The following is a 23,631-nucleotide window of genomic DNA, read 5'->3' as shown; positions in this document are numbered from 1 at the left end:
ACGCCACCTCGTTAGGGAAGAATGAAGGTCAGCTATGGGCCACAAGAGCATCGGATGCTAGAGAACACTCAGAACGCCGCGCGAATACGGTTCAACTTGACTAGGCGGATATCAGTCAACAATTCCGGATTTGCCTTCGGAATACGATCAATCAGCTCCGAAACGCCATATGGCCATTGCCTCGCGTCGTCCGGCAGGACTGCACTCAACAAAGCGAGAGTTCGCTCTGGGTAGTGTTCAACTATCGCTTCATCCTCTCGCTCGATAGGGAGTCGGATGTAATCTTGATCAATGGGTACCACCAGGGGCAAGACACAATCAACAAACAATGGAAACTGATCATTTTGCGCGAACGCAAGCTCGACAAGTTTTGCGGAAACCCTAGGGGTCTTGGCAGCGATTTGCTTTGGCCACACCTGCGTTAAGAGAAGGGCTGCTTCTTCGCGCCAACCTGATTCAACCTGCTTACTCCAATTCTCTAAATGCCAAAGCAGCTGAACGCGAAAGTCGTCATCAGCATCAACTAGAACTGCGCGCATCTCGTAGTCGCTGACCAAACGCCTTTTGTCTTCATCCGTCCTGCGCCTCCAGCCCGCTAGTAATATTCCCGCTAGGATTTCCGTGTGCCTGCGTCGTGTATCTGAACTCCTCCGAGCGAGACGAAGCAGAGCAGGCTTCATGCGCACGTAGAGCGCATCTTGTGGGACCTTGGCACCCCAAAAGAACCCACCCCAAAAGGCAGCGCCATCGGATTCCTCTCCATCCATCGCAGGCAAAAACGCTTGCGCTACCCACGCCGGATCGATTGAGAACAGCCAAGAGAGGTTGTGGCAGAAAATCGCTAGGGCGTGGCGATGATGATTGCCCGATAGCGAAAGTAATTCGTCCGCACGCGCTTTCCACGGCTCGGGAAAGTGGCCCCCGTGCTTCAAGCCGACAATGGAAGGGTCTGCCATCAACACTTGCGTTAGATAACCGACGGGAGAATTTAGCGCGTCTGTGACCCAATCGGGCTGCTGGTTGGTTCGTATTGGAGGTGCCTCGGTCAATATATCGGGACGTTTTATAAGCGCGACGATGCGCGCCCACAGAACGTCCAGAACATCGCGGTGCTTCGGCAACAGCGTCTTGTGTGTGCGAAGCATCCAATCTGATACGGGCCGAATGAGTTTCGCCAACGGCTCATCCGGAATGCGCGACAAGCGTCCGGCTATTAGAGCTATGAACCTTACTCGATCTTGCTTGCTGCTTTCGCTATTTAGAAATGTTCGCCAAGGGCTCTCCGGATATTTCCCGGTCTTCGCTGCCACGCTAAGCGCGGAAAAGGCGCGAATGGGCTTCTCCTCGCAGAGCCCGGCATATGGATCGCGCTCGACAAACATTTCATCCGAAGACCTGCCGGACAGGTTTGCCGCCGCGTCGAGCACCTGATTCAGCGGCTTGTCCCGAAGGCCTTCAATGCTCTTATCTGTTGACACCCAACCTGTGCGCATTGCCATTGAGGGCGGTGCTTTAGATGCCCACTCAGGCTTCCAGTCAGGATAGTCAGATCTCACTTGTCTTGAAATGGCTTCAAAGTCGAAAGAAAACTCGCAGCCGTTAGAATGAAGGTAGTGAATGCGGGAGAGGATGGCGCTAGCCTTACTCTCTTTGTAATCCTTCAATGGCTCGCCCTTCCACCGCTTTCTACCTTGAAGAAGACGGCGTTCAACTCTTCTCCTAGTTGGCGATGGAATTTCCTTCCACCGCTTCCTAAGTGCTATAACAAGGTCGCGCTGGTGCGCGCTATCCCAGAACTCTTCGCGCGAAATAGATTTTAGAACCGCCCCCATTTCGGAGCCGCTTACCAAACCGCTGTCGCTGCACGTCCATATTGTGATGTGTGCTGCAACATGACCGCTGGAGTTACGCCACGCGAACGCTTCCTGCCGTGCAGCGCTAGCGTCGGCCGCCAAAAGGCGCCGGAAAGTTTTCATGTACGCGAACAGCGGAATGTTTATGCCGTGTTTGTACCCGCGGTCAGAGGAGTCAACGTCGTCCTCTTCACTTTCTATAGACTCGAGATTGTGAAGCCCATGTCCGCCTAACTCGCATTCCAAGGCTGCTCCCAACTCCAAGTTTAGTCGCAGTTCTTTCGCTAGACTTGCAAGGTGCGCTTCGGGAAACTGCGTGTCCTCGTTGTGATGCGGGTACTCTACATCTAGGTGCATCAAACTGCTCAGCCCCTCGTCGAAATTCGCCGGCGGACGCGGCGAACTACCGTACTCCCTGCTTACCTTTATATATGGCCGGTGTACTCGCCCGAATGCGCGAACCATTTCATCGGACCATCCGTCGACCTTTACTGCCGCCAGTAGCTGAAAGTATTCGGGAAACGAATCATCTCGCGCCGTGCGCCTAGCTCGAACCAAGTAGCGCCAAGCTCTTCTTGTCAGTTGGTTAGACACGCTATCAGGTCGCTCCATGCCGTATTCAATTTGGCGAAGCACGTCCGGATGGATTCCCTGTTGGAAAGCTGCCCACCATATCGCGGCAGGTTGATGTGCGACCCGTTGCAGCCAACGCCCCAGATGCGCAATTCGTGGTGAAAGGCGAGGAGTGCGTACCGCCCAATGGCCACGTAGTGCCGCGACTTGATCCTCCTGCAACTCTTGGCGATCAGTACGTGTAAGCAGAAAGGCATTCCAAACGTTTGAGGGTATCTCGTATTTCTGGAAAACGCTGTCCTCAGGATCTACACGCGCCGGTACCGGATCATTATCGAGACCGTATGCCGCGAACGGAACAAAGTGCGGGCCGGGCTCCATGAACCGACCCGTGCGGCCGGGCTTCGCAAATCTAACAGAGGAATCGAAAGTACATAGCCATTCCGCTGGGATTGGTTCGACCGCATTCGCGATACGCTTAGCGCCGTCCAACGTAGATGCGAGATGTGCAATTTGCCCCCGGATATGAGGTTCGCACGCTTCTGGCCCAGCCATCGCCTTTTTTAGGAGGGCTTCGTGCCAGTCGGTTGCTTGACGCGCCCTCTCAGCCCAAAGGCCTAACGACTCCCACAAGATGGAATGATTGCCCGTTTCGTAAACTATCGGCTTGACGCCCTTCTGGGTCCATCTCGCTTGGGCATCTTCGAAGGAACCTGATTGCAACGCATAGGCGCCGCTGTGTGAGTTAGCCGCTCGATTGAGCGCTTCTAGAAGATACTGCATCGGCGGATCGTCCGCCGAATAGCCAACGAAGACTACGAAGAATCTTTCAAGTACCTTTCTTATGAAATCAGCCGCCCATCGGTCCGACAAGTAAGCGCGTCCGAACTCTGCGCTGGATATTACCAATCCGTCCCCTGCGGCGTCTGTGTAATCCGTGGTAAGCTGTCCATGAAGATGAATGATTCCACGGAAGTCTTGGCTGCGTAACGGATCAGGTAGAAGCGGCGGCTGGGAGACTGGAATAGTCGAATCGCAAGCTTCGAACAGCAGGTCGAAGTTTGTGGTGATCAGCCGGACTACTCCGTCAGGACCTGTTGCTAAATCTAGCAAGACCCGATGGGCCGACAAATCCGGTGCGCCGCGCGGCTTCAATGAAGCCGCAATGGCACGATAAATATCTCGGCTTTGATAGTTTCGCTCGATAAGACCAAATACTCTATCCGCAGCAATTAGGCTCCCAACACCTGGAATGGGTGGAATCGTTTCTATCGCATCAATCAGTTGCCTAGCCGGATTGTCGGCCGGGATGAACAATCTGTCCGCAACATCTCGCGCCAAGTCTATGAAGTTGCTTAAGCCGGCTCTTGCTTGCGAAACACCTGCACCGCAGAAAAAAACAACGCGCCCCTCGTCGCGCGCTACAAGCAATTCATCCGGAAAGTTAGGGCCGTTTGGCGTAAACCGCATAAGTGCCTCTTAGCCAACTGATCATCAACCGCTAATAGAAAGTCACATATTCGGTTGAGTCGTCCGCCCTGCCAAGGCTCAAAGCTGAGTTAGCTATTGAAAGGCACGATTCGCCCGGTCACGCGGCGCAGTCCCGCGATTCTTCATTTGGCGCGCGGCGCAACGCCCGGTGCAGTCCTACGATGGTCAGTGACCTTACCTGCATTGCTCGCAGTCTTTTGTCCGTCTTTAGCCGGCATGGCTTGCAATCCGAAGCACAGAACCGATCTCCGCGGTCTGCGGACTCGAACGGCGATTCGTACGATGAATTATTAGCTCGAAACCGCGGGCGGGCTTGCACGATGTCCGTCGTAAGCGGCCCACCAGCGTCGGAGTGCGCTTCAGTATGCCCCATGCTGACCAAAACTCCCCGTGTTACGTGCTCAGCAAGAGCCGAATGATCCGGGATCGTCGCAGCATAGGCCTGCAATGTTCAGTTTAGCTCGGGGCAGATCATCTCGAAGTTGCTTCGCAATTGCAGAAGTCAGTACACCGACAGTCGTCGCAATGGTTTCGCTGGTTTGAGGGGCCGCCGAAATTAGCGTACCTCCCGACATATCCCCGCCTTGACTCTTCGTTCTTCTTTCGTTCTATTGGGTGAAATCGCAGGTTGGTCATGCCCAGGCTCAAATACGTCCGCTCCGAGATCGATCGTATGCGCGCGCAGATTGGCCGGCAGCGTAAAGAAATCCTCCAACTTCAACGGGCCGGGATAGGAACGGCGTCGGCTGAAGCTCTTCTGGCTCGCATGCAGGCAAAGGTGATCATCTCGTCGCTCAGCGCGACGAGATGAAGAAGGCTGCCCCATCTGAGACCAACAGGCGGGTGCTGGGCGGAAGGAAGTGGTGAGGCGCTTCCCGGCGCCATGGGTGATGGAAGAGCGGAAAGATGGGTTCGAGGTGAAGGATGCAAGCGGCTTTTTTATCTGCGGCGTCCCGCACCGCGAAGACCTGCACCGCACCGCCTACCAGTATGCCACCAATTTCTCTCCCGCGATGAGGCAAGGCGGATTGCAAAGGCGATCTCCCGACTGCCGGAGTTGTTGAAGCCACCCCGGTAACGAAACGCTCTATGTTTATTGGCCTAATTGGCCGTCCCGGCCAGCGTACTTCTGGCTCTCGACCCGGTGCTGCTAATAGCACGCGCGGGATAGCCGACATTTCGGTTGAGTACTGGGGATAGCGGGTTGTGAAGCTACTTGTCTCAACCGATTTTGATAGATTGGCAGCACGGTGATTTGCCGCAGCTTATGGACTGGCCGATGGTCGTCAAACCGAGAGAAGTAAACCTCCGTGACTTTCTAACGAACAGCAACCTGGCTGTTCCGAAGAGCCCTCCCTGGATTCACAGTACGGCTTCGAGCCACCTGATTCCGATCCTGGAAGAAGAGAAGCTTCTCGCTGTGAAGTGCAACGTCTTCAAAGGCGAGAAGCTGTGTTACCTGTTTGTCGGACGCGCCGCCTACAAGGGCAAGGACGCACTGAACCCGGAGTCGTGGCAACTGCCATCTGTGTTCGTGATGCGATTCAGCACCCCACCTCCGCTGAAGCGGATACATCCGTTCGATACGGGCGCCTTCGAACGAGGGAGGATGCCGGACTATCTCACCGCCTTCAAATTGGATGATTTCAACGTCGGCACCGATCAGGACCAAATCGGCCGGCTTATTTCCCTTTATTTCGAGACGCCGCGCCGATACGTGGACCGAGATGCGAATGACCAGAGGAAGCTCAAGGAAGAGCATTTGCTCAATATGAGCCATGCCAAGGTGTTGGCGGTTTCAAAACTGTACAAGGAAGGCTCGACTACCGATTGCGATGATCGAGGTGCGGTAATCGAACTTCAGGTCGAGCAGGATATCCCGCTGAAAAAGGAAAATCTGCTGGGTGTCGTCATTCCAGAAGAGTACGCGAGAACACCCCGCGTGATGGAGTCCTTGAAAGAACTGACCAATGTCGTTGAGACGTATCGACTCCTGCCGATAAACATCGGCCAGCACTACGGACTCATTTATGAGTGTGTGGAGCGAGTCTACAAGCGCGCAGGCATCAATCTGTGACACCTGACGCTCTAGCCGTATGTGCCGCTATTCGACTTTCATCAGTCGACTCAATCGGCGTGCCGGTCTTCCTGGCGGGCAACTCAATGTACCTGCCTGAGATGGATGCTGATTTCAATATTAGCTCTTTTCTGCATTTCGAGAATGCAGAAGGCTACGACCTGACCGGACTTGTGCCTGATACATACCGGCAGCGATTGTTCCGCATTGGAGATCCTGCACCCATCATCTTCTGGGTAGATCACGCTCCGTACATCGTTGAAGGCGATGCAGAGAAGGCAAAGTTGGAGGAAATGTTCGGCGTCAGGGCGCGGACCCACCCGGTCTTGAAGGACCTCGGTGGGATGTTGCACGACGCTCGCACCGGCGTGTTCAAGCGTCAGCAGGAGGAATGGCTCGCGCGAGAGCTGGAGGTGGCTTATGGCGACGTGTTCCTGGAGCCGCCAAGCCGCACGAAGTACTGGATACACCGCTACAGGGTAGCGCTCGAAAACGCCCGAAAGCTGACGCAGCCCCCGCATCCCATCGACGTGCGTCTGCGACGGGCCTCAACGGAATGGCTGGAAAAGTTCGCCACCAAGGCCGAACTGACTATGATCTCTGCGCTGTTAGGTGAGGCATCTCAAGGCGTTTATTCGGTTCGCCAGATCGCCGAGATCATGTTCGCTTATCTGAGCAACAAGCTAGCTGCGGCTCGTCCGATCGAAATCAATAAAATCGCGGCCGACAAAACTATCCGGTCGCTGTTTCCGCACGGCATGTATGGTTTTTACATCCAGAATGGCTGGCCTCACGCACCGTTTCTGTATGGCAAGGCGAGCTTCGTCGAATTGATGAAGGAGCGATTGGTGCAAGGGAGGGAAAGCGGGACGTGGGAATCTGCCCTTCAACTCGCCAAGCTTTTGTTTGGCGATAAAGATGTTCCTCCCGAAGTCGAGGATGTCGCGTTGATGTTCATGAGGCCGATTCTTGCGGACTACAAAAGGTTGTTGGATGAGGTCGAGCATATGTACACGTACAAAGGCGAACCCATATCCAGCGAGGGCATATTGGAGCGCTCAAGCGAAATCCTTGACTGCTTCGACCGGATTCAGGACTTGGGTCGTGTAATCGTGGGTGCTGACCGCGACAAGGCTGCAATGATGGACGGGCGCTATCAGGTCAGTGAAAGCCAGATCAAATGGCATCGGCAATATTTGGAAAGCTGATATTAGAACGCTTTCGGCAATATCAGCGCACACTCATAAACGACCGGATGGGAAGTCCGCTTTCGCGGCGCTTAGCCGACCATTTGTACTCAGCGAGAGCTTTTCCGACTTTGACCCTGGCTGTGTGAAAACGCTGCTGCTTTGCTATGATTCCTCTCGTGATTCTGCGGGGGAAGCTGATGAGGCGCTTCGTTGAGCAGGCCGATCGAGGGCAATGGACATTATTGCCCGAATGCCTCGATGATTTCGTTGACGAGAGCAACCCTGTTCGAGTGATCGACGTGTTTGTCGATGCGCTCGATTTGGCTGAGATGGGCTTTGAGGGAGCGGAGCCGGCCGCAACGGGTCGGCCGTCCTACCACCCGTCGGTTCTTCTGAAGCTTTACATTTATGGCTATCTGAACCGGGTGCAATCGAGCCGGCGGCTTGAACGAGAAGCCGGCCGCAATGTTGAGGTGATGTGGCTGCTGGGCCGGCTCGCTCCCGATCACAAAACTATTGCCGACTTCCGCAGGGACAGCGGCCTGGCACTCCGCAAGGTGTGTGCGCGCTTCGTTGACCTCTGCCGAGAGTTGGGTTTGCTGGCAACGGCGAGCGTTGCGATCGATGGCAGCAAGTTCAAAGCCGTGAACAACCGGGACAGGAACTTCACACGGGCGAAAGTGGAGCGGCGGCGCGCCCAGCTGGAGGAGAGTGTCGCGCGTTATCTGAGCCAACTTGACACGGCTGACCGGCAGGAGCCGGCGGAGGCGCTGGCAGCCAAGGTGACGAGGCTGACCGAGAAGCTGACGAAGCTGAAGGAAGAAATGGGCAAGCTTGCTGCCTACGAGAAGCAGATGTTTGCTTCGCCCGATCAGCAAATCTCCCTGACTGATCCGGACAGCCGATCGATGGCAACGAGCGGCCGCGGGTCTGGCGTCGTGGGCTACAACGTGCAGGTCGCCGTTGATACCGAGCATCATCTGATTGTCGCGCACGAGGTAACGAACAGCGGTTCAGATCGGGCGCAACTTGCCAAAATGGCTAACCAGGCAAAGACTGTACTGCAGACCGAAACTCTCGAGGTCGTTGCCGATCGCGGCTACTTCAGCAGCTCAGAGATCCTCGCTTGCCACGAGGCTGACATCACGGTGACGCTGCCCAAGCCGATGACTTCTAGCGCCAAGTCGGAAGGGCGCTTCGGCAAGCAAGACTTTGTCTATTTACCGGAGAAAGACGCCTATCGCTGTCCGGCTGGGAAGCAACTGTCATATCGCTTTACTGGCGAAGAAGATGGCAAGCGGATAAGGCGCTACTGGACCACAGACTGTCAAAATTGTTCGCTCAAATCCCAGTGCACAACAGGGCGGGAGCGGCGGATTCCTCGATGGGAGCACGAGCACCTGCTCGATGCTGTGCAGCAGCGCCTTGATGCGAACCCGATGGCTATGCGTCAACGTCGCGAGACCGTCGAGCATCCGTTTGGCACAATGAAGGCCCGCATGGGCGCAACACACTTCCTAACCAAAACGCTTCCGAAAGTAGCCGCCGAGATGGCTCTTTCGGTTCTGGCCTACAATCTAACAAGGGTCATGAACATCGTCGGGATCAAGCCGCTGATCGCTGCGATCGAGGTCTGAGAACTGCGTGTCTCCTGCCTTCCGTGCCAGATACCCTCAAGAACCGTTTTTACACGACCAAGACCCATTGCGGACATTGCATTGGTCCCCGATGACCGACCCGTTGCTGCGAGGCGGTCCTATCCCTAAACGTCCTTTTTGCACTGCGGGATACCTGTGTTTAGGCCGAGTGTCCCAAGCTGAATTTAGGTGTGTCCTAATTTGTTTTCGGGCGCCATAATGGGTCCGGAGCTAACACCCAAATGGCTATCTACCGCCTGTTACAGAACTCTCCGTTGGGCCCGGAGGAAATAACGATATTGACGGACGCCTACGAGCGCACTTTGCACGCGCTTTGCCTGGTTGACCGCAACGCCCCAATCACAGACCTGATCGCAAAGAAGATCATAGAACTGGGGCAGCGCGGCGTTCGCGAGGCGAAGCAGTTGTCGGCTTTGGCTATAAAAGAGCTTGGCGTAAGTCCGCCATAGTTAGCCGCCGTGGCTTATTTGAATCCAACTTTGGAACCGACAGCAGTGTATCTGCATATTCAAATCGGCAGTCCCGTTGACGGATTAGGAACCCGTATTCGGAGGTTGAGCGATGAGTGAGCGGCGTCGTTTCAAACAGACAAACACCCTAGAAGTCCGTCTTACCGAAGAAGCGACTCGACTACGTGATAAAGCCGCATTGCTACCACCTGGGGCCGCTCGCGAGGAGCTGCTACGAAAGGCCCGACAGGCCGAGACCGGCTCGCACATGAGCGAATGGCTGCGGTCGCCGGGCTTGCAGCCGCCGAAGTAGTTTGATTTACCTCAATGGTCGTCGTGGCACTGGATCGAACATCGATCCATGAGCAAGCCCGACGAACCGTCTCCGGGTCAGGAACCACCTCCCCAGCCGTCGCGCCTTGAGGAGGCACAGCGAGTGGTTGGGGAGTACGTTGAGAATTTGCGCGAGATCATCAAGAAGCTGCGCCGCAAAATGAATTGAGGTCGCCTCAGTTGGCGGCCTCTTCATTTTCGCCTGAGGAAAGCGATTGTCAGCTCCTGGCCCTTCTCGGACCTCTCGCAATGTCCGCTTCCGCGCCGCTACTGGGAGATCAGCCGACATGGCGGAGTTATAAGTACACGCCCTAGGCCAGCGCGTGGGTGTCCTAGTTGGGCTTAAATTGCGTGCTCAGTTTTGTGCATCGTGGCTACAGTTTCTTTCCCCGGCTGGGATTGACCGTAAAGTTGAAGACAGCATCTCGCACTTCTGTCGGCACCGTCCCCTGCGGTGCTCCTTCGCCCCGCTCGATAGCATCGATCATTGGCCTTAGATGATCCATGACCTTCTTGTTGATCTCAGGCGTGATCTTGATCGGATTTCTGGCGTGCTCTCGCCAGCCCGGCTCAAACTGATCGTACAGCCTGCTTGTGAGGAAGTCGCCTTCGAGCGGCGGGTATGCCGCATACTGCATCGCTCCGGTTGCTCGGACCTCTTCGGGGAGCGCGCGATAGTGCGCGTCGAGCTTGGCCAAATCGTCTTTTAGCTCTTGGCCTGAGACAAAGGCCTGATCCTCGCCCATGAACAACGGCGCGATTGCAGCATGTAAACGGTCGAACGAAGTGAACACTTTACAGAACGGCAAGTAGAAGAGGTAAGCCATGTCATTCCGGTTCGATGTGCGCACCGCGTCGATCTTCGCCGTCGCAATCGCGAGGTGAAAGAAGACCTCACAGCGGAACACATAGTCAGCATAGGGCGCAAAGTCTCGCAGCGCCGGGCCGCCTTGCTCCTTCCAGCGCCTCAAGATTGCTGGCCGATAGCTCTCCGGGATGTTCAACACATCCAGCGCGCCCTTGAAGACCGCGTACCGGCGGCCATTCGCCAGCGCTATACCATCGGCCGCAGCCTTCACCGCTGCGAGGTCCGGGAGCTTCAGCGTCCCACGCGCGTGTGATGCTGTCCGGATAGACGTCAGATTGAGTTTTTCAAGCGCCTCGCGCCACGCCTTGGCATAGTCTCGTTCCACACCGAAGAAGTCACCTTTCCGCCACCGCCTCATGGCGGCGCTTTCCGGCATCTCGCCGTAGTGGTTTACGACACGGTCTCCTGCTTGAACGCTTCGTCCTTGAGGGATCACCGGTACCCTGCCCATCTCGACCGGGTGTCCCAGCAGGTCGCCCAGCACCAACGTCTCGTGGTGGACATTCGGGAGCGCACCAAGCTGAGGCACCTTCGCCGATATCTTCGCAACCACGTCCTCAGCCGTTCTACCTTCCGGCGGAGGCTTGTGGAGGTCGGCCAGCACCTCGGTCAGAAAGATCGGAACGATGTTCGCTCGATAGTGGTGTCCAAGCCAGAACGCTTGATCCCTATTGAGGCTTTGGATCGCCGATTTGTCGCAGATGATGATCATGCTGCAAGGTGGGGATGGGAGGCTTCCCTATCAACGGAGTCCCAGTATCCGGCTCGCTGACTACAAATGCGGTAGCTGGGCTGGCATTCGCAGAAGATGTAGGCCAAGCCGTAGCGGGCAGATTGATGGGGCTTGAAGTGGGGCTCAAGAGCGCTCGAAAAATCTGCCACGCGGGGCGCCATCTGATTTTTCGACTAAGTCATTGAAAAGATTGGTGGGGGAGGCAGGACTCGAACCTGCGAAGCCATGAGGCGGCTGATTTACAGTCAGCTCCCTTTGCCACTCGGGACACTCCCCCGCTCGACGGCAGCACAATCGGGCCGGGCCTTGCCGGCGACCGAAGACGGCCATGGAACGTGAAGGCCGCGACAACCCGGATCGGGGCGCGACCGGGCGCGTTTATGGGCGATGCGGTGGGGCAAAGTCAACCGAGGCAAACAGCTAAAATCGCGCTCGCAGCCACCGAAATTGCCATATTCCGGAACCCATGACAGAAGCGAGCCCATGAAGGATCGAAAATTCGGCCCCAAGGGGGCGCGCAGCGGGGCTAAGCCTTTCAACAGGCCCGGAAAATCGGCCGGCCGGCCGGCTTGGCGCGACCGCGATTCGCAAGGCGACGGACCCGTCATCCTCTATGGCTGGCACACCGTCACCATGGCGCTGGCCAACCCCCAGCGCCGGATCCGCAAGCTGACGCTGACCGAGAACGCGGCAAGGCGCCTTGCGGAAGAAAACATCGAGACCCGCGTGGCGCCGGAGATCGTGCGGCCCCAGGAGATCGACCGGCTGCTGTCGCCCGACGCCGTGCACCAGGGCCTCCTGGCCGAGGCCGATCCCCTGCCCTCGCCGGATATCGAGACCCTGACGCAGGAAGGCATGGTGCTGGTGCTCGACCAGATCACCGACCCCCACAATGTCGGCGCCATCCTGCGCTCGGCCGCAGCGTTCGCGGTGAAGGCGATCGTGACCACCGCGCGGCACAGTCCGGAAGCGACCGGCGTGCTGGCCAAGGCCGCCTCCGGCGCGCTCGAGCTGGTCCCTGTTGTCACGGTGCAGAACCTCGCCCGCGCGCTGACGGCGCTGAACGAGCGCGGCTTCCAGACCGTCGGCCTCGACAGCGAGGGCAGCGAGGATATCAGCGATGTCGCGCTGCGCGAGCCGCTTGCACTCGTGCTCGGCGCCGAAGGCAAGGGCCTCAGGCAATTGACCCGCGAGACCTGCAGCGTCGTGGCGCGGCTCGACATGCCCGGCGAGATCAAGAGCCTCAACGTCTCGAACGCCGCCGTGCTCGCGCTCTACGTCGGCGCGAGCCGGCTGGGGCTGATGAAGCGCTAGCTAGCGCTTTAGCACCGCGCATATCCGGACGATGCCACACTACGCCTGTTTTGCCCGACGGGTCAATCGAAATCTCTGTTTTTCCGAAATTTGGGGATCGAACAACGAGCCAATGAGTGAGGATCGCTCATGTCGGGCTCATTGCGCTTCAAGTCCTTGATTTCACTGTTCCCGGCTACTGTGCATGGGGTTGTTTTGAAGATAAAGCAAAGCGCCCGTCCGCATCACGCGAACGGGCGCTTCGCAAATCTCGACCCGATCAGAGATCAGTAATGGCGGCGCAGCGCGCGGTGACCGCCGTAATAATGCGGCGCGGCACGGTGGGCGTAGCCGTGGCGATGAGCGTAGCCATAGCGCGGACCGTGGCCGTAGCGCACGCGCGGCAGATAGCCGTAGCGGGGGCCGTAGCCATAACGATACGGACGGTAGTACGGGCGGCGATAGGGGTAAGCGGCCGGCGGCGCGACGGCAGCAGCACGATAGCCGTAGCCGTAGCCGTAGCCGTAGCCGTAGCCGTAATTGGCGGGCGCAACGACCGCGTCCTCACGATAGGTCGGATACGGCGCGAACGCGCCCGGACCGGTATAGGTCGGGCCCTGGTTCACATAGTAATACTGTGTGGTCGGCTCGACGAGACGCTCATAGGCGCCATAACCGTAGCCATACCCATAGCCGCCGCAGCCGGTGTTGCAGCCGGAATAGACCGGAGCAACCGGCGCGCACGTGGTGAAGCCGCAGGCGGCGGCGGGCGCGGTGGCGGCGAACGTCACGGCTGCTGCCGCGACCAGTCCCGAAATCATCTGACGCATTACTCTCTCCTGTTGATTTCCGTTTTTTTGGATTGTCACGTTTCTCAACCCGGCCGCCTGCCGGGTAGCTCTGTACGCGGCCGCGGCCGAGGGGGCCGAGGACGATCGTTGATCTCGGGCGCGTAGATCACCGGCGGCGGATCGACCGGCGGGTCCATCTGCGCCGGCAGCGGCGCGGACGAGGCGCCCCAGCTCTCGTGGTAGCTCTCGGCGGGCTTGGGTAATTTACGGTTGGCAGGCGGCTCGACCTCGAGCCGGCCGTAGCCCGGCCGCAGGCCCAGCGTCGGATAATAGTGGCCGACATGGTCGGGTTGACGCTCGGCGATATAGCGTCCGCCATAGATCGTGGGCTGCACCTGCTGGTTCTTGCCGAGGCCCCAGGTGCCTTCGACCAGGGCATAGGAGGCGTCGATGTTGTTGATGATGATCGGCACCCCGGGGCGGCCGGGAACGACGATATCGAAGCCCTCGCCGGCAAGCGCCGTCGCGGGCAGTCCGATCAGAAAGGCGGCGAGCGCCACGGCGCGCATGAGGAGACCCCGATTATCCGGCGACAACCTAACCGATCGCCACGCAGAGAGGGTTAAGGCCTGCTCACCAATTTCCGGTAAGCCTAATGTGTAAGGGTTGCGCGCCGCTCAAATGCTGCAAGGCGTGCTAGCGAAGCGTTAACGGCGCAAGGGCTCCGCCGGCGGAACAACGTCGCCATGCTCACATCCGTTTGACTGTTCGCTCGCGAAAATCCCACGGTTGCATCGGAACGTCCTGCACCGTCGGCGTTTAGCCCCCGTCAACAAGATGGGAGCGAACAGCCATGAACATCAAGCTTCTCGGGGCGACGGCGATTGCAGCGACCATGCTGGCAGGCTCCGCCATGGCGCAGGCAGTCGTCACCAATCCTGGCCGCTGCGCGGCGCAATTCCCCAACGCCAACTGCCAGAACCTCGGCCCGGGAAACCCCTACACCGATAGCGGCTATCGTCATCGCCGCTCGTCCTATCGTCAGACCAATAGCGACTGGAATAACGACTGGAACAGGAGCCGCACCGGCTTCTGGCCGACCGACGTCGCAGCGGGCGTTGCCGGAGCCGCGATCGGCACCGCTGGCGCGATCGCCACCGCCCCATTCCGCGCCTGGGACAATTCCTACGCCTATGACAATTCGTGGGACCGCGACTGGAACAATCGTGGATGGGACACGCGCACCTACGCCCAGCGCAACGGCTTTGTCTGTACGCCCGGGACCTGGTTCAAGGGCGAAGACGACCGCCGGCACATCTGCCAGTAGGCCAACGAGCGCGAGCGCGTTGAATCAGGCGGCCTTCGGGCCGCCTGTTTCGTGCCTGCACCGATCGTCGCCGGTTCTGGCACTTTCCGACCAAGTCTGATATTGCGACGCCCGGGCGGACAACCGGCGCATATGCCGGGCCCCGCTCCGCTTTCAAGCGTCGCCGGCTTAGCTCAGCGGTAGAGCAGCGGTTTTGTAAACCGAAGGTCGGGGGTTCAATCCCCTCAGCCGGCACCAGAGATTTGCGATGATATGGCTGGATGTTCGTCGCCCCGGGCATTGCCCAAGAATTCGCTTCAGGCTGCACGCCGAGAGGCCGTGCGGGCGGTGAAATTCCGATAAACCTAACGCCGGACAATACCTCATCATCGCAGCCGTGTCACTGCATCGACGCGCGGAAGCCGCGCCTTCTTTCCTCACATCCGTTTGACTCTTCTGGTCCCGAAAGATTGGCAGGCGCCGGAACGACAGCCGCCCTCGTGCTTTGCCCCGCGCAGGCGAAGAGAAAAGGAGGCTCACAATGAAGCATTTGAACTTGGCAACCGCGGCAATGGCGGGCGCCGCAGCGATGGCAATGGCAGCGATGACGACACCGGCCTCGGCGGACCAGTCGGTGGTGCAATATCCTGGCGCGTGCAAGCAGTGGCATCCGAACGCGAACTGCTTGAACCACGGACCCGGAAACCCGCGCCGCTATTACGGATATGTTTCGCCGTCATTCTACAATTACGGCGGCGCCGGATACCCGCGGCAGAGCTACGCGTATTACCCGGCCTATCAGACCGGATTCGCGCCGCTGGACTTTGCAGGCGGTGTTGCCGGCGCCGCGATCGGCACCGCCGGCGCCATCGCAACCGCACCGTTCCGCAGTTACGCTTGGGATCATGGCCCGGGCTACTATTAAGGTTGCATTGGGAGAAGGCGTCGTGGACAACGGCGCCTTTCTGCCAAACACCGGCTGATCCGGGGTGAGGCCTGCGAAAGTCTCGCGGTCCGCCAGGAAACGTAGGCGAGCACGGGAGGACGATGCGCATCGCCATGCCAGCGATCCGATCAAGCTCGAAGGCAGCAAACCCGATCAGCCGGGGGACCGGAACCAAAGACGTGGGTCGCTCGTTCTCGAGACATGCTGATCCGGGAAGAAAACCGAAACATGGTTCTGCTGGCGACGGTGGTGCTGTGCTGTAGCGCCCTCGCTGGCGCCTTGGCGATGATCGAGTCGGTCCAGGGACAGGCGCCCGGCAAGCTGGTCGCCGAAGGGGCGGAGCTCGGCTTCGCTACGCCAACCCAGATACCGGTCCGGGTGGTCGGCGCGCCGTTCGAGCCCAACGTCAATCCCCGCGAGCGGTAGCGCTTACCTCGGGGAGGCGTTCGCGCCCTCGTCCCCGGACTGGCCGCAGGCACGTGCCAATTCCTCCACAAACGCGATCACCTCCGCCCGCTTGTCGGGCGGCAGCGCGAGGAACGCGCGGATGAGCCTCAGGCCCTCCGCCTCGTCCGGGCGTTCATTCGTTGTATCCATTCGTCTAATCTCGGGCGATCGGGAAAAATATGCAATCCCTTGCAAACAGCCTTGATTCAAAGCGGTCGCTTTGCTGGAATGAGCGCGGCTGAGGTGGATCATGAAATGGATCAGGGAGCGCGACGCACTGATCGCGCAGACGCTGGCCTTCGTCCAATCGGTGACCGGCAGGAAGGATGATGACCTGCAGCCGGATGCGCCGGCGGTTGGCTCGCCCGTCGCGGTCGAGATCGTCGCCATGGAGGCAGTCGCCGTCGAGGTCGAGCCGCCGCAAGTTCCGCTCCCGCCCCGGCCCACACCTCCCGCGGCGCGGGCAAGCGGCGATTTCCGCACCGAGATGCAGGCTCGCCTTGCCGATTTCCGGAAGCATCAGGAGCGCTTCGAGCGCGAACGTGAGGAATACTGTACGGCGACCCTGACCAGATTGCGTGCCGCCATCCGCGACGCCGGCCCCCCGGCCCAAAAATAGCGCCCGGTCAAAGGCTTATAGCCAGGACCAGACCAGCCAGAGATTGGCCGCGCAGGCGCCGAGCAGCGCCAGCGTGAGCGGCAGGAGCATGTGCCCGCAGGATGTCTTCAGGTCGCTCGTCATGGCGGAAAACATCCGCTGATTCCGGCCGACGAGTCCCAGGGATTCTTTTTTCCAGGATTCAGGACTCGTTAAGGACTCAAGGGCCGGTGGCGGCCGATCACGGCTCCGTGATCTGGCGGCGAGCCGGAACCCTTGACCGGGCAAGCTCGTTAACCGGGTTTCTTGGAGCGGGAAGAATGCCCTACGCCCTGTTCTGCAACGATGCCCAGATCAGCAAGGCCTATCCCAGCGAGTCCGACGTCTGGAAGCTCGCACAGCGAAGTGGTCTCGTCGTGGACGTGGTTGCGGACGACGAGCGGCCGGGACCGCACCGGGTGCTCGACAACGGCTACGAGATCGCCCCGTGCCAGGCAGCACACGGCGAGGACCCCGCCAAGAACAAGGCTGAGGCCGACCAGCAGGCGAGGATGGAGCTTGAGCTGAATTCCTGAGTTCCGGCACGAAACCGGAGTGGGGCTCAGGGCGTCGCGGCCGCCAGCGAGGCCTGCTCGCCCGGCATGGCCACGCAGGCCTTGCGGCGATGTAACCCACGGATGGCGCCAGTGACCTTCATCACCTTGCCCGACGGACAGGAAGCGTCCTTGACGAAGGCCACCTCATAAGGTGCCAGCATCAGAGGCTCGGATTTGAGGATTGTCTGTGCGGAGCACGGCAGGAAGGAGAAGCATGAGAGCACCACTGCCGACACCAAGATACGCATGTCCGTCGTCCCACCAGCCCGATAATTGTCATATAACGCGTTCCGGAGCGCGAGTTCCGTAGATCGCAAAAATTATTTTTGCTTTACCCCGGCCCCATGACGCGCGTGAGAAGGCGCGCCAGCCACCATTTGCAAGCAAATGACGCGCCAGATGGTTCACGCAAAGCAAACAACCGGCTGAAAAGCCGGCAAAACAAAGGCCGGCGGAGCCGGCCTTTGTCGGATCTTCAATCGCCGCTGGCAGTCAGTAGCGGGAGCCTGTCGGACCGCCCCAGCCGAAGCGGTAGTTCACGCCGACCTTGACGGTATGTTCGTCCTCCCGGCCACGAACACCGACGATGTCGGCCGGGCCGGAGGTAAAGGTGGTGCTGCCGAAATTGTAGTACTGATACTCGGCCTTGGCCGACCAGCTCGGCGCGAACATGTATTCGAGGCCGGCGCCGACGGTATAGCCGTCCTTGTTGTTGCCGGTGGTGGTGAAGGCCTGCGGCACCCCGGCGATGTTCACGCCAAGGCCGTTATTACGCCAGGCATAGCCACCCTTGGCGTATAGCAGCGTCGGTCCCCAAGTGTAGCCGATGCGACCGGTCACCGACCCGATCTGGTCGGTGTTGGAGGTCACCTGCGTGCCCAGCGGGAAGGTGGCACCGTTGTTGTTGGTCGGCAGCCAGGAATACTGAGCTTCGATACCCACCACCCAGTTGGGCGCGAACTGATAGTCGAAGCCGCCCTGCACGCCGCCCATGAAGCGAGCGTCGCTGGATTGGAAGCTGCTGTCGCCGGCAAACGCACCGCCGACATGGCCGCCGATGTAGAAACCGGTCCAGTTGTAAATGACCTGCGGCGGCGTATAGGCCGGAGCCTTCGTGTAGGTGCGCGGCTGTATGTCCGCGGCGGCGGCCGGCGCGGCCAGCGCAAGCACAGCGGCTGCACCCAGCAAAATCGATTTCATGATCGTCCCCGTTCTTTCATAACGACACTCAGGAAACAACGTGGCGTGAATTGGGTTGCTTCGCGGCGATGCCGGAACGTTGATCGTTCGTCACTGTGACGGGGTGGCAACAACGCGATTTTGTTCCGTCACATCGCCCTGAGCTAACCGTTTTTGTCGCGTGCACAAGGCCTGGCGCAACGATTTGTCTCAAGAGGAAATCACCCCGTTCAAAGCTCGCCGAAATGTGATCCAGCGGCTCCGGCTGGGTCGATCTAACATCGGGCGATGAAGGCGGGCTTTGCGCTACCGCGTCATCTTTTCCAGTTCCGGAAAGGGTGCGTAAACCGCACCGGCGCAGAGATCGCTGGTCCGGTCGACCACGCGGTCCGCCCGGCCGTTGACGAAGATCACGGCCCGTTCGCGCATGGCCTTGTAGCTGCCATCGGTCTCGCGCGGGGTGAAGTGCAGGCAGCTCACATAGAACTGCCGGCCGCCGACCTCGCGCTGCACCGGTTCGGCCATGCTGGCGTCGCGCACGCCGACCGGATTGTTCAGATAGGTCCGCATCAGAGCCAGCGTGTCGCTCCGGAAATTGTCGGGAAACGGCTGCGGCCCGCCGGCCTGGGTCCCGCCCATCAGCGTTGGACGGTCACCGTCGCTGCCGAAACAGGCCGCAAGCGCCAAGGGCAATGCCAATATCACCGCACATCTCGCCAACCGCCCCACAGGCCCCGCTCTCCGCTCGATCAGATCAGGGAGACGTTCTAGCCCCAAGCCTGCACGAAGGGAATTCGCTTGCCGCGGCGCAAGCAGCGCACCGGCCCGCCGCCGGCATCTCGGGCTTTCGCACGAGACAGGGCGAACGGACCGGGCCTGAAGTCCGCGCGCGGCGGCGGGGCAATGCCAGGGATGCCGCCGCGCGGGATCAGCCGTCAGTTGCGCTGGTCTGATGCCGCCGGCTTGGTCACGTCCGGCTGCGCCTTCTGCGACTCCTTGGCCGTGACCTGCTTGTGGTCATGGCGATCCTTGCGCACGGTCTTGTGCGCGCCGGTGGTGACCGCGGCGTTCGCATTCATCGCCTTCGACTTGGCATCCACCTTGGCATCCACCTTGGCGTCGGTGGCCTTGCCGTCCGTAGGCTTGAGATCAGCCTTGAGATCAGCCTTGGCGTCGGCCTTGACGCCGGCGTCCGGTTTCGCGGCGGTGGTCGCCGCCTTGGTCTGGCTCTGGTCCGCCTTGATCACCGGGGCAGTCGTGGCGGTCTTTCCGGCTTCGGCAGCGAAGGCCGGGGCTGCGATCACGGACGCTGCGAGCAAGGCTGCGGAGATGGTCTTCAACATGGTGGTCTCCTCTTGGAAGGATCTCGAGGCGGCGCCCTCTCGCCCACCCTTCGATCGTAGGTGGCAGCCTAGGCGGGGCACATTGAACCCAGTCTGAAGTCCCCAGCGGGCTTCCGTTCATCTGGATGACAAGTTTGTCATCAGCGACCGGGCGAATAGATCGTGCGAAGGGGGAATGTTTTTGCGCGATGGGGGTTCTGGTCTTCGGGCAATCGTGTAGGATCGCCACGTTTCCATACGGGAGAATTTCGATGCGCAAACTCTCAATGCTTGTTGTGCCGGGCCTCGTCGCCATGACGCTGGCGGCGGCGCCGGTACTGTCGAGCGCCTATGCCGCAGGCAGCGACGAGCCGTCCTCGCCGCCGAAGTCGGATAGTTCGTCCAAAAAGGGCAAGAAGAAGAGCTCTTCCGTCAGCGATCCCAAGTTCCTTGCGGCCTATCGCACCGCCTACGCCGCGATCTACGACAATCACGATTACACGAGCGCGATCGGCCAGTTGAAGTCGCTCAAGCGCGACGACGTCGCCGACGTCGCCAATCTGATCGGCTACTCCTATCGCAAGCTCGGCGACTACCAGTCATCGAAGGTCTATTACGAGCTGGCGCTGAAGGACGATCCGAACCACGTCCGCACTTGGCAGTATTACGGCCTCTGGCAGCTCGAACAGGGCAACCGCGAACAGGCGCAGTATCATCTGAACAAGATCGCCTCGCTTGCCGGTACCGACAGCTCGGAGTATCGCTCGCTTGCCGCAGCGCTCGACAAGCCGACCGGCGCGACGCTGGTCTACTGAGACATCGTATCCTTGAACGAAGTCGACGGGCACAACCTTTCGGGTTGTGCCCGTTCCGCTTTCTCGGCTAGCCTCCGCCACCAATCTTCCCTGCAGATTGGTGTGCAATGGACACGTGGCTGCGATCCGCGATCGACTACATCGGCTCCTGGATCGAATTCCAACTGACGACAATCCAGCAGCCCGGCGTCATCGTCGCATTCGCCCATCGCGGTGAGGTCGTCGCCGAGCATGCGTTCGGCCTCGCCAATCTCGATACCGGCGAGAAGCTCACCCCACGCCACCGCTTCCGCATCGCCTCGCACTCCAAGAGCTTCACCTCGGCCGGCATCATGAAGCTGCGGGAGCAGCGCAAGATCCGGCTCGACGATCCCGTGGGCGATTATGTCGGCGGCCTGCATCCGCGCGTCGCCGAGACGACAATCGCGCAAGTGCTGTCGCACAGCGCGGGATTGACGCGCGACGGCAGCGATTCCGGCCAGTTCATCGACAGCCGCCCCTATCTCGGCACGAAAGAGTTGCTCGCCGAATTGAAGCTGCCGACCGCAATCGAACCCGGCACCCGCTTCAAATATTCCAATCACGGCTTTGGGCTGATCGGCCTCGTGATCGAGGCCGTGACCAGGGAGTCCTACCCGGTCTGGATCAAGCGCGAGATCATCGAACCTGCGGGCTTGCGCGAAACCGAGCCGAATGCACCGCTTGCCAGGGGCACGCCGTTCGCCTGCGGTCATACGCGCATCGTCCCGCTGGGCGAACGCTGCGTGATCCCCGGCGACAATCCCGCACATGCGATGGCATCCGCCGCAGGCTTCGTCGCCACCGCCGCCGACACCGCCCGCTTCTTCGCGCAGCTCGCACCCAACGCGAAGAAGAGCGTGCTGTCGGTCGCGAGCCGCCGCGAGATGACGCGGCACCATTGGCGCATTCCGCAGAGCTTCGAGACCTACTATGGCTTGGGCGTCAATGCCGGCAAGACCGACGGCTGGGACTGGTTCGGCCATGGCGGCGGCTTCCAGGGCTACATCTCCCGAACCTGCTCCATTCCCGCTTGCGAGCTCGCGATCAGCATCCTCAGCAACTCCATCGACGGCGCGGCCCCGTTCTGGATGGATGGCGCGATGCAGATCCTGCGCACCTTCAAGACCCGCGGCGCACCCGACCGCCGCGTGCGCGACTGGACCGGCCGATGGTGGACGATCTGGGGCGCGACCGATCTGGTCCCCGCGGGCAACCGCGTGCTCGTCGCCAATCCGCAGTTCAACAACCCCTTCATGGATGCCGCCGAGATCGAAGTCACCGGCCGCGACACCGGCAGGCTCGCCTGGGCCGCCGGCTATTCCAGCCATGGCGAGCCGGTGCGCCGGATCCGCGACAAGCGCGGCAAGATCAGCGACATCTGGATCGCCGGCGCGAACGTGAAGCCGGAGCGCGTCGTGGCGAAGGAAATCGCCCGCCGATATCCGTCGCGCAAACGAAGACCTACTCCCTGATCAATCGCTCGACCTCGCTGCGGAAGGCCTGCCGCGATCCGTCGCGCGAGTAGAACATGTGGCCGCCGGGATAGACCACGAACTTCACGCGTTGCGTCACGAAGGCCGGCAGCTGGTCGAGCACCCGCTTCGTTCCGAAATAGGGCGTGGCGAGGTCGAACAGCCCGTGCCCGACCAGGACGTTCAGCTTCGCATCTGTGGCGAGGATCTGGCGCAGCTCGGAGACCGATTGCGGCGGGTTGATGCCACGGCCGAAGTCCCAGTTGCCTTCCACGGCGCCGTTCAGGACTTCGTAGGAGCCGCTGGGCCGCCAGTTGAGCTTGCGCGTCAGCACGTCGACCGCTGCGCTCGTCAGCGGCGCCTGCAGCGAATCGCCGGAGGGATCGCCGAAGCGTGAGCTGCTGGAATCCGGATAGGGATCGAAGCCACGCACGGAGGCGTCGTAGCGTCCCGTCACCTTGCCGTTCTTGCGGTCGAACTCGCGGCGGAATTCACCGACGTCGAAGCGGCCGGCGAGCCTGCGGCTCACCGCCTGGTCGATGCCGGTGAGTTCGGCGACCTTGTCGGCCAGGCGATTCGTGGCTTCCTTGTCCGCCTCGCCCTTGACGAGGTCGGCCAGGAATTCGCCGCGCGCGTAAGCCTCGACGTCGGCGAGATCGGCGCGCTTGACCGGTCCCTTGGCCTCGCGCGCCACCGCGACATAGCTCGGCAGCGTCGCGACATATTGCAGGAGGCTGGTGCCGGTGAACTCGCGAAAATCCAGCAACGGCGACACCATGATCAGTCCCCTGACGCCGACGCCGTGCTGAAGCTGCAACTGGCGCACGACCTTCGGGCCGCGAATGCCGCCATAGCTTTCGCCGGCGACGTATTTCGGCGAGGTGAGCCGATCATGTTTCTCCAGCCAGCGGCGGATCACGAGCGCGATCGAATTGGCGTCACCGTCGACGGAGTAGAAGGATTTTCGCGCGTCCTCGCTGCTGGCGACAAATCGGCTGTAGCCGGTGCTGACGGGATCGATGAAGACGAGATCGGTGAAGTCGAGCCAGGTCTCCGCGTTCGGCTTCACCTCGGGCGAGGCCGAGGGCGACAAGGCTTCGCCATCGAGCGGCAGCCGCCATGGCCCGGCCGCGCCGAACTGAAGCCACGCCGAGGACGCGCCGGGGCCGCCGTTGAACAGGAACGTCACCGGGCGCGTGGCGCGGTCGGCACCGTCGAGTTGATAGGACGTGTAGGCGATGTCGGCCAGCGGCTCGCCCTTGCCGTCGAATACGCGGATCGAGCCGGCGGTCGCGGCGAAATTGAGGGTTCGGCCGGGCAGCTCCAGCGTCTGCTTCGTGGTCGAATCCGGCGGGAGACGGTGCAGCTCGGCCGCCGATGACGACGCCTGCGACGCGTTCTGCGGACCACCGCCGCGACTGCCCTTCTGCCCGGACGGGGCAGCTGCCTCCGGGGGCGGCTTCGGCGGATCGTCCGCGTGCGCAACTCCGGCAAGCGCGAAAGCCGAGACCGCCAGCATCAGGACCGTTCGACGGAGCGCCGGCAAATTCGTGACCATGATCGTTCTCCCTGCCCGGCCGTGACAGCCGGTGCGGACAGAAAGGTTAGCCCGGAATTGCG

At 60.3% G+C, this 23,631-nt stretch carries 23 protein-coding genes and 2 tRNA genes; 14 read left to right on the top strand and 11 right to left on the bottom strand.

Translation table 11 applies throughout. The annotated features are described in order from the left end of the window. Positions 1-68 precede the first annotated feature (68 nt). A complete protein-coding gene (locus EDE08_RS24245) occupies positions 69-3,896 on the bottom strand; it encodes an SIR2 family protein (RefSeq protein ID WP_131871117.1) in 3,828 nt (1,275 codons plus the stop codon). A 1,237-nt stretch (positions 3,897-5,133) separates the two neighbouring features. Between EDE08_RS24245 and EDE08_RS24235 the strand changes: the two genes are divergently transcribed. The 5 genes from EDE08_RS24235 (at position 5,134) to EDE08_RS38580 (ending at position 9,793) form a co-directional block, all read left to right on the top strand. Continuing rightward, complete coding sequence (locus tag EDE08_RS24235) at positions 5,134-5,994, top strand: hypothetical protein (protein ID WP_131871118.1); 861 nt, start codon at positions 5,134-5,136, stop codon at positions 5,992-5,994. Positions 5,995-6,053: 59 nt separating this feature from the next. After that, the gene (locus EDE08_RS24230) at positions 6,054-7,202 is read left to right on the top strand and encodes a hypothetical protein (protein WP_131871119.1); all 1,149 of its coding nucleotides are present in this window, start codon (positions 6,054-6,056) and stop codon (positions 7,200-7,202) included. Between the two features lie 179 nt (positions 7,203-7,381). Further along, a complete protein-coding gene (locus EDE08_RS24225; protein WP_131871120.1) occupies positions 7,382-8,821 on the top strand; it encodes an IS1182 family transposase in 1,440 nt (479 codons plus the stop codon). Positions 8,822-9,063: 242 nt separating this feature from the next. Then, complete coding sequence (locus EDE08_RS24220) at positions 9,064-9,291, top strand: hypothetical protein (protein WP_131871121.1); 228 nt, start codon at positions 9,064-9,066, stop codon at positions 9,289-9,291. Between the two features lie 361 nt (positions 9,292-9,652). Beyond that, complete coding sequence (locus EDE08_RS38580) at positions 9,653-9,793, top strand: hypothetical protein (RefSeq protein WP_165936141.1); 141 nt, start codon at positions 9,653-9,655, stop codon at positions 9,791-9,793. A 205-nt stretch (positions 9,794-9,998) separates the two neighbouring features. Here EDE08_RS38580 and EDE08_RS38890 read toward each other — a convergent pair whose 3' ends face one another. Together EDE08_RS38890 and EDE08_RS24205 are read right to left on the bottom strand one after the other, a co-directional pair. Continuing rightward, the gene (locus tag EDE08_RS38890; protein ID WP_207913082.1) at positions 9,999-11,204 is read right to left on the bottom strand and encodes a hypothetical protein; all 1,206 of its coding nucleotides are present in this window, start codon (positions 11,202-11,204) and stop codon (positions 9,999-10,001) included. Between the two features lie 212 nt (positions 11,205-11,416). Continuing rightward, positions 11,417-11,502: transfer RNA gene (locus tag EDE08_RS24205), tRNA-Tyr, on the bottom strand. 206 nt (positions 11,503-11,708) lie between these two features. Here EDE08_RS24205 and rlmB point away from each other — a divergent pair. Beyond that, positions 11,709-12,539 (top strand): 23S rRNA (guanosine(2251)-2'-O)-methyltransferase RlmB, encoded by an 831-nt coding sequence (gene rlmB, locus EDE08_RS24200; protein ID WP_165936140.1) that lies wholly within the window; start codon positions 11,709-11,711, stop codon positions 12,537-12,539. Between the two features lie 266 nt (positions 12,540-12,805). Here rlmB and EDE08_RS24195 read toward each other — a convergent pair whose 3' ends face one another. Next, entirely contained in the window at positions 12,806-13,348 is a 543-nt protein-coding gene (locus tag EDE08_RS24195) for a hypothetical protein (protein WP_131871124.1), read from the bottom strand. 44 nt (positions 13,349-13,392) lie between these two features. Continuing rightward, positions 13,393-13,878 (bottom strand): hypothetical protein, encoded by a 486-nt coding sequence (locus EDE08_RS24190; RefSeq protein WP_131871373.1) that lies wholly within the window; start codon positions 13,876-13,878, stop codon positions 13,393-13,395. A 284-nt stretch (positions 13,879-14,162) separates the two neighbouring features. Here EDE08_RS24190 and EDE08_RS24185 point away from each other — a divergent pair, with 284 nt between their 5' ends. From EDE08_RS24185 to EDE08_RS24170, 4 genes are all read left to right on the top strand, one after another. Continuing rightward, the gene (locus EDE08_RS24185) at positions 14,163-14,636 is read left to right on the top strand and encodes a hypothetical protein (protein ID WP_131871125.1); all 474 of its coding nucleotides are present in this window, start codon (positions 14,163-14,165) and stop codon (positions 14,634-14,636) included. 162 nt (positions 14,637-14,798) lie between these two features. Beyond that, positions 14,799-14,873 (top strand) — tRNA-Thr (locus tag EDE08_RS24180). A 283-nt stretch (positions 14,874-15,156) separates the two neighbouring features. Continuing rightward, on the top strand, positions 15,157-15,540 hold the full coding sequence (locus tag EDE08_RS24175) for a hypothetical protein (RefSeq protein ID WP_131871126.1): 384 nt from the start codon (positions 15,157-15,159) through the stop codon (positions 15,538-15,540). A 306-nt stretch (positions 15,541-15,846) separates the two neighbouring features. Beyond that, positions 15,847-15,987 (top strand): hypothetical protein, encoded by a 141-nt coding sequence (locus EDE08_RS24170; protein ID WP_349627701.1) that lies wholly within the window; start codon positions 15,847-15,849, stop codon positions 15,985-15,987. A gap of 3 nt (positions 15,988-15,990) precedes the next feature. Here EDE08_RS24170 and EDE08_RS38575 read toward each other — a convergent pair whose 3' ends face one another. Beyond that, positions 15,991-16,158, bottom strand: coding sequence for a hypothetical protein (locus EDE08_RS38575; RefSeq protein ID WP_165936139.1), 168 nt, complete (start codon positions 16,156-16,158; stop codon positions 15,991-15,993). A gap of 100 nt (positions 16,159-16,258) precedes the next feature. Here EDE08_RS38575 and EDE08_RS24165 point away from each other — a divergent pair, with 100 nt between their 5' ends. Further along, positions 16,259-16,627 (top strand): hypothetical protein, encoded by a 369-nt coding sequence (locus tag EDE08_RS24165; protein ID WP_131871128.1) that lies wholly within the window; start codon positions 16,259-16,261, stop codon positions 16,625-16,627. 299 nt (positions 16,628-16,926) lie between these two features. Then, on the top strand, positions 16,927-17,181 hold the full coding sequence (locus tag EDE08_RS24160) for a hypothetical protein (protein ID WP_131871129.1): 255 nt from the start codon (positions 16,927-16,929) through the stop codon (positions 17,179-17,181). A gap of 26 nt (positions 17,182-17,207) precedes the next feature. On the opposite strand, the gene EDE08_RS24155 is transcribed toward EDE08_RS24160, so the two are convergent. From EDE08_RS24155 to EDE08_RS24140, 4 genes are all read right to left on the bottom strand, one after another. After that, positions 17,208-17,450 carry a DUF6719 family protein gene (locus EDE08_RS24155; RefSeq protein ID WP_131871130.1) on the bottom strand — a complete coding sequence of 81 codons (243 nt, stop codon included), beginning with the start codon at positions 17,448-17,450 and terminating at the stop codon, positions 17,208-17,210. A gap of 244 nt (positions 17,451-17,694) precedes the next feature. Continuing rightward, a complete protein-coding gene (locus EDE08_RS24150; protein ID WP_131871131.1) occupies positions 17,695-18,402 on the bottom strand; it encodes an outer membrane protein in 708 nt (235 codons plus the stop codon). Between the two features lie 285 nt (positions 18,403-18,687). Continuing rightward, positions 18,688-19,083, bottom strand: a complete 396-nt coding sequence (locus EDE08_RS24145; RefSeq protein WP_035676852.1) for a hypothetical protein — start codon at positions 19,081-19,083, stop codon at positions 18,688-18,690. Between the two features lie 233 nt (positions 19,084-19,316). Beyond that, positions 19,317-19,724, bottom strand: coding sequence for a His-rich protein BRANT (locus tag EDE08_RS24140; protein ID WP_131871132.1), 408 nt, complete (start codon positions 19,722-19,724; stop codon positions 19,317-19,319). Between the two features lie 251 nt (positions 19,725-19,975). Between EDE08_RS24140 and EDE08_RS24135 the strand changes: the two genes are divergently transcribed. Together EDE08_RS24135 and EDE08_RS24130 are read left to right on the top strand one after the other, a co-directional pair. Next, a complete protein-coding gene (locus EDE08_RS24135) occupies positions 19,976-20,518 on the top strand; it encodes a tetratricopeptide repeat protein (RefSeq protein WP_131871133.1) in 543 nt (180 codons plus the stop codon). A gap of 107 nt (positions 20,519-20,625) precedes the next feature. Then, positions 20,626-22,011, top strand: coding sequence for a serine hydrolase domain-containing protein (locus tag EDE08_RS24130; RefSeq protein ID WP_131871134.1), 1,386 nt, complete (start codon positions 20,626-20,628; stop codon positions 22,009-22,011). On the opposite strand, the gene EDE08_RS24125 is transcribed toward EDE08_RS24130, so the two are convergent. Further along, on the bottom strand, positions 22,001-23,569 hold the full coding sequence (locus EDE08_RS24125; RefSeq protein WP_131871135.1) for a S10 family peptidase: 1,569 nt from the start codon (positions 23,567-23,569) through the stop codon (positions 22,001-22,003). The two genes, EDE08_RS24130 and EDE08_RS24125, sit on opposite strands and share 11 nt — an antisense overlap. Positions 23,570-23,631 lie beyond the last annotated feature (62 nt).

The organism is Bradyrhizobium sp. R2.2-H (assembly GCF_004346455.1).
Taxonomy (GTDB): Bacteria; Pseudomonadota; Alphaproteobacteria; order Rhizobiales; family Xanthobacteraceae; genus Bradyrhizobium; species Bradyrhizobium diversitatis.
Note: the sequence above shows the minus strand (reverse complement) of the source record. Positions and strands in the feature narration are given on the sequence as shown.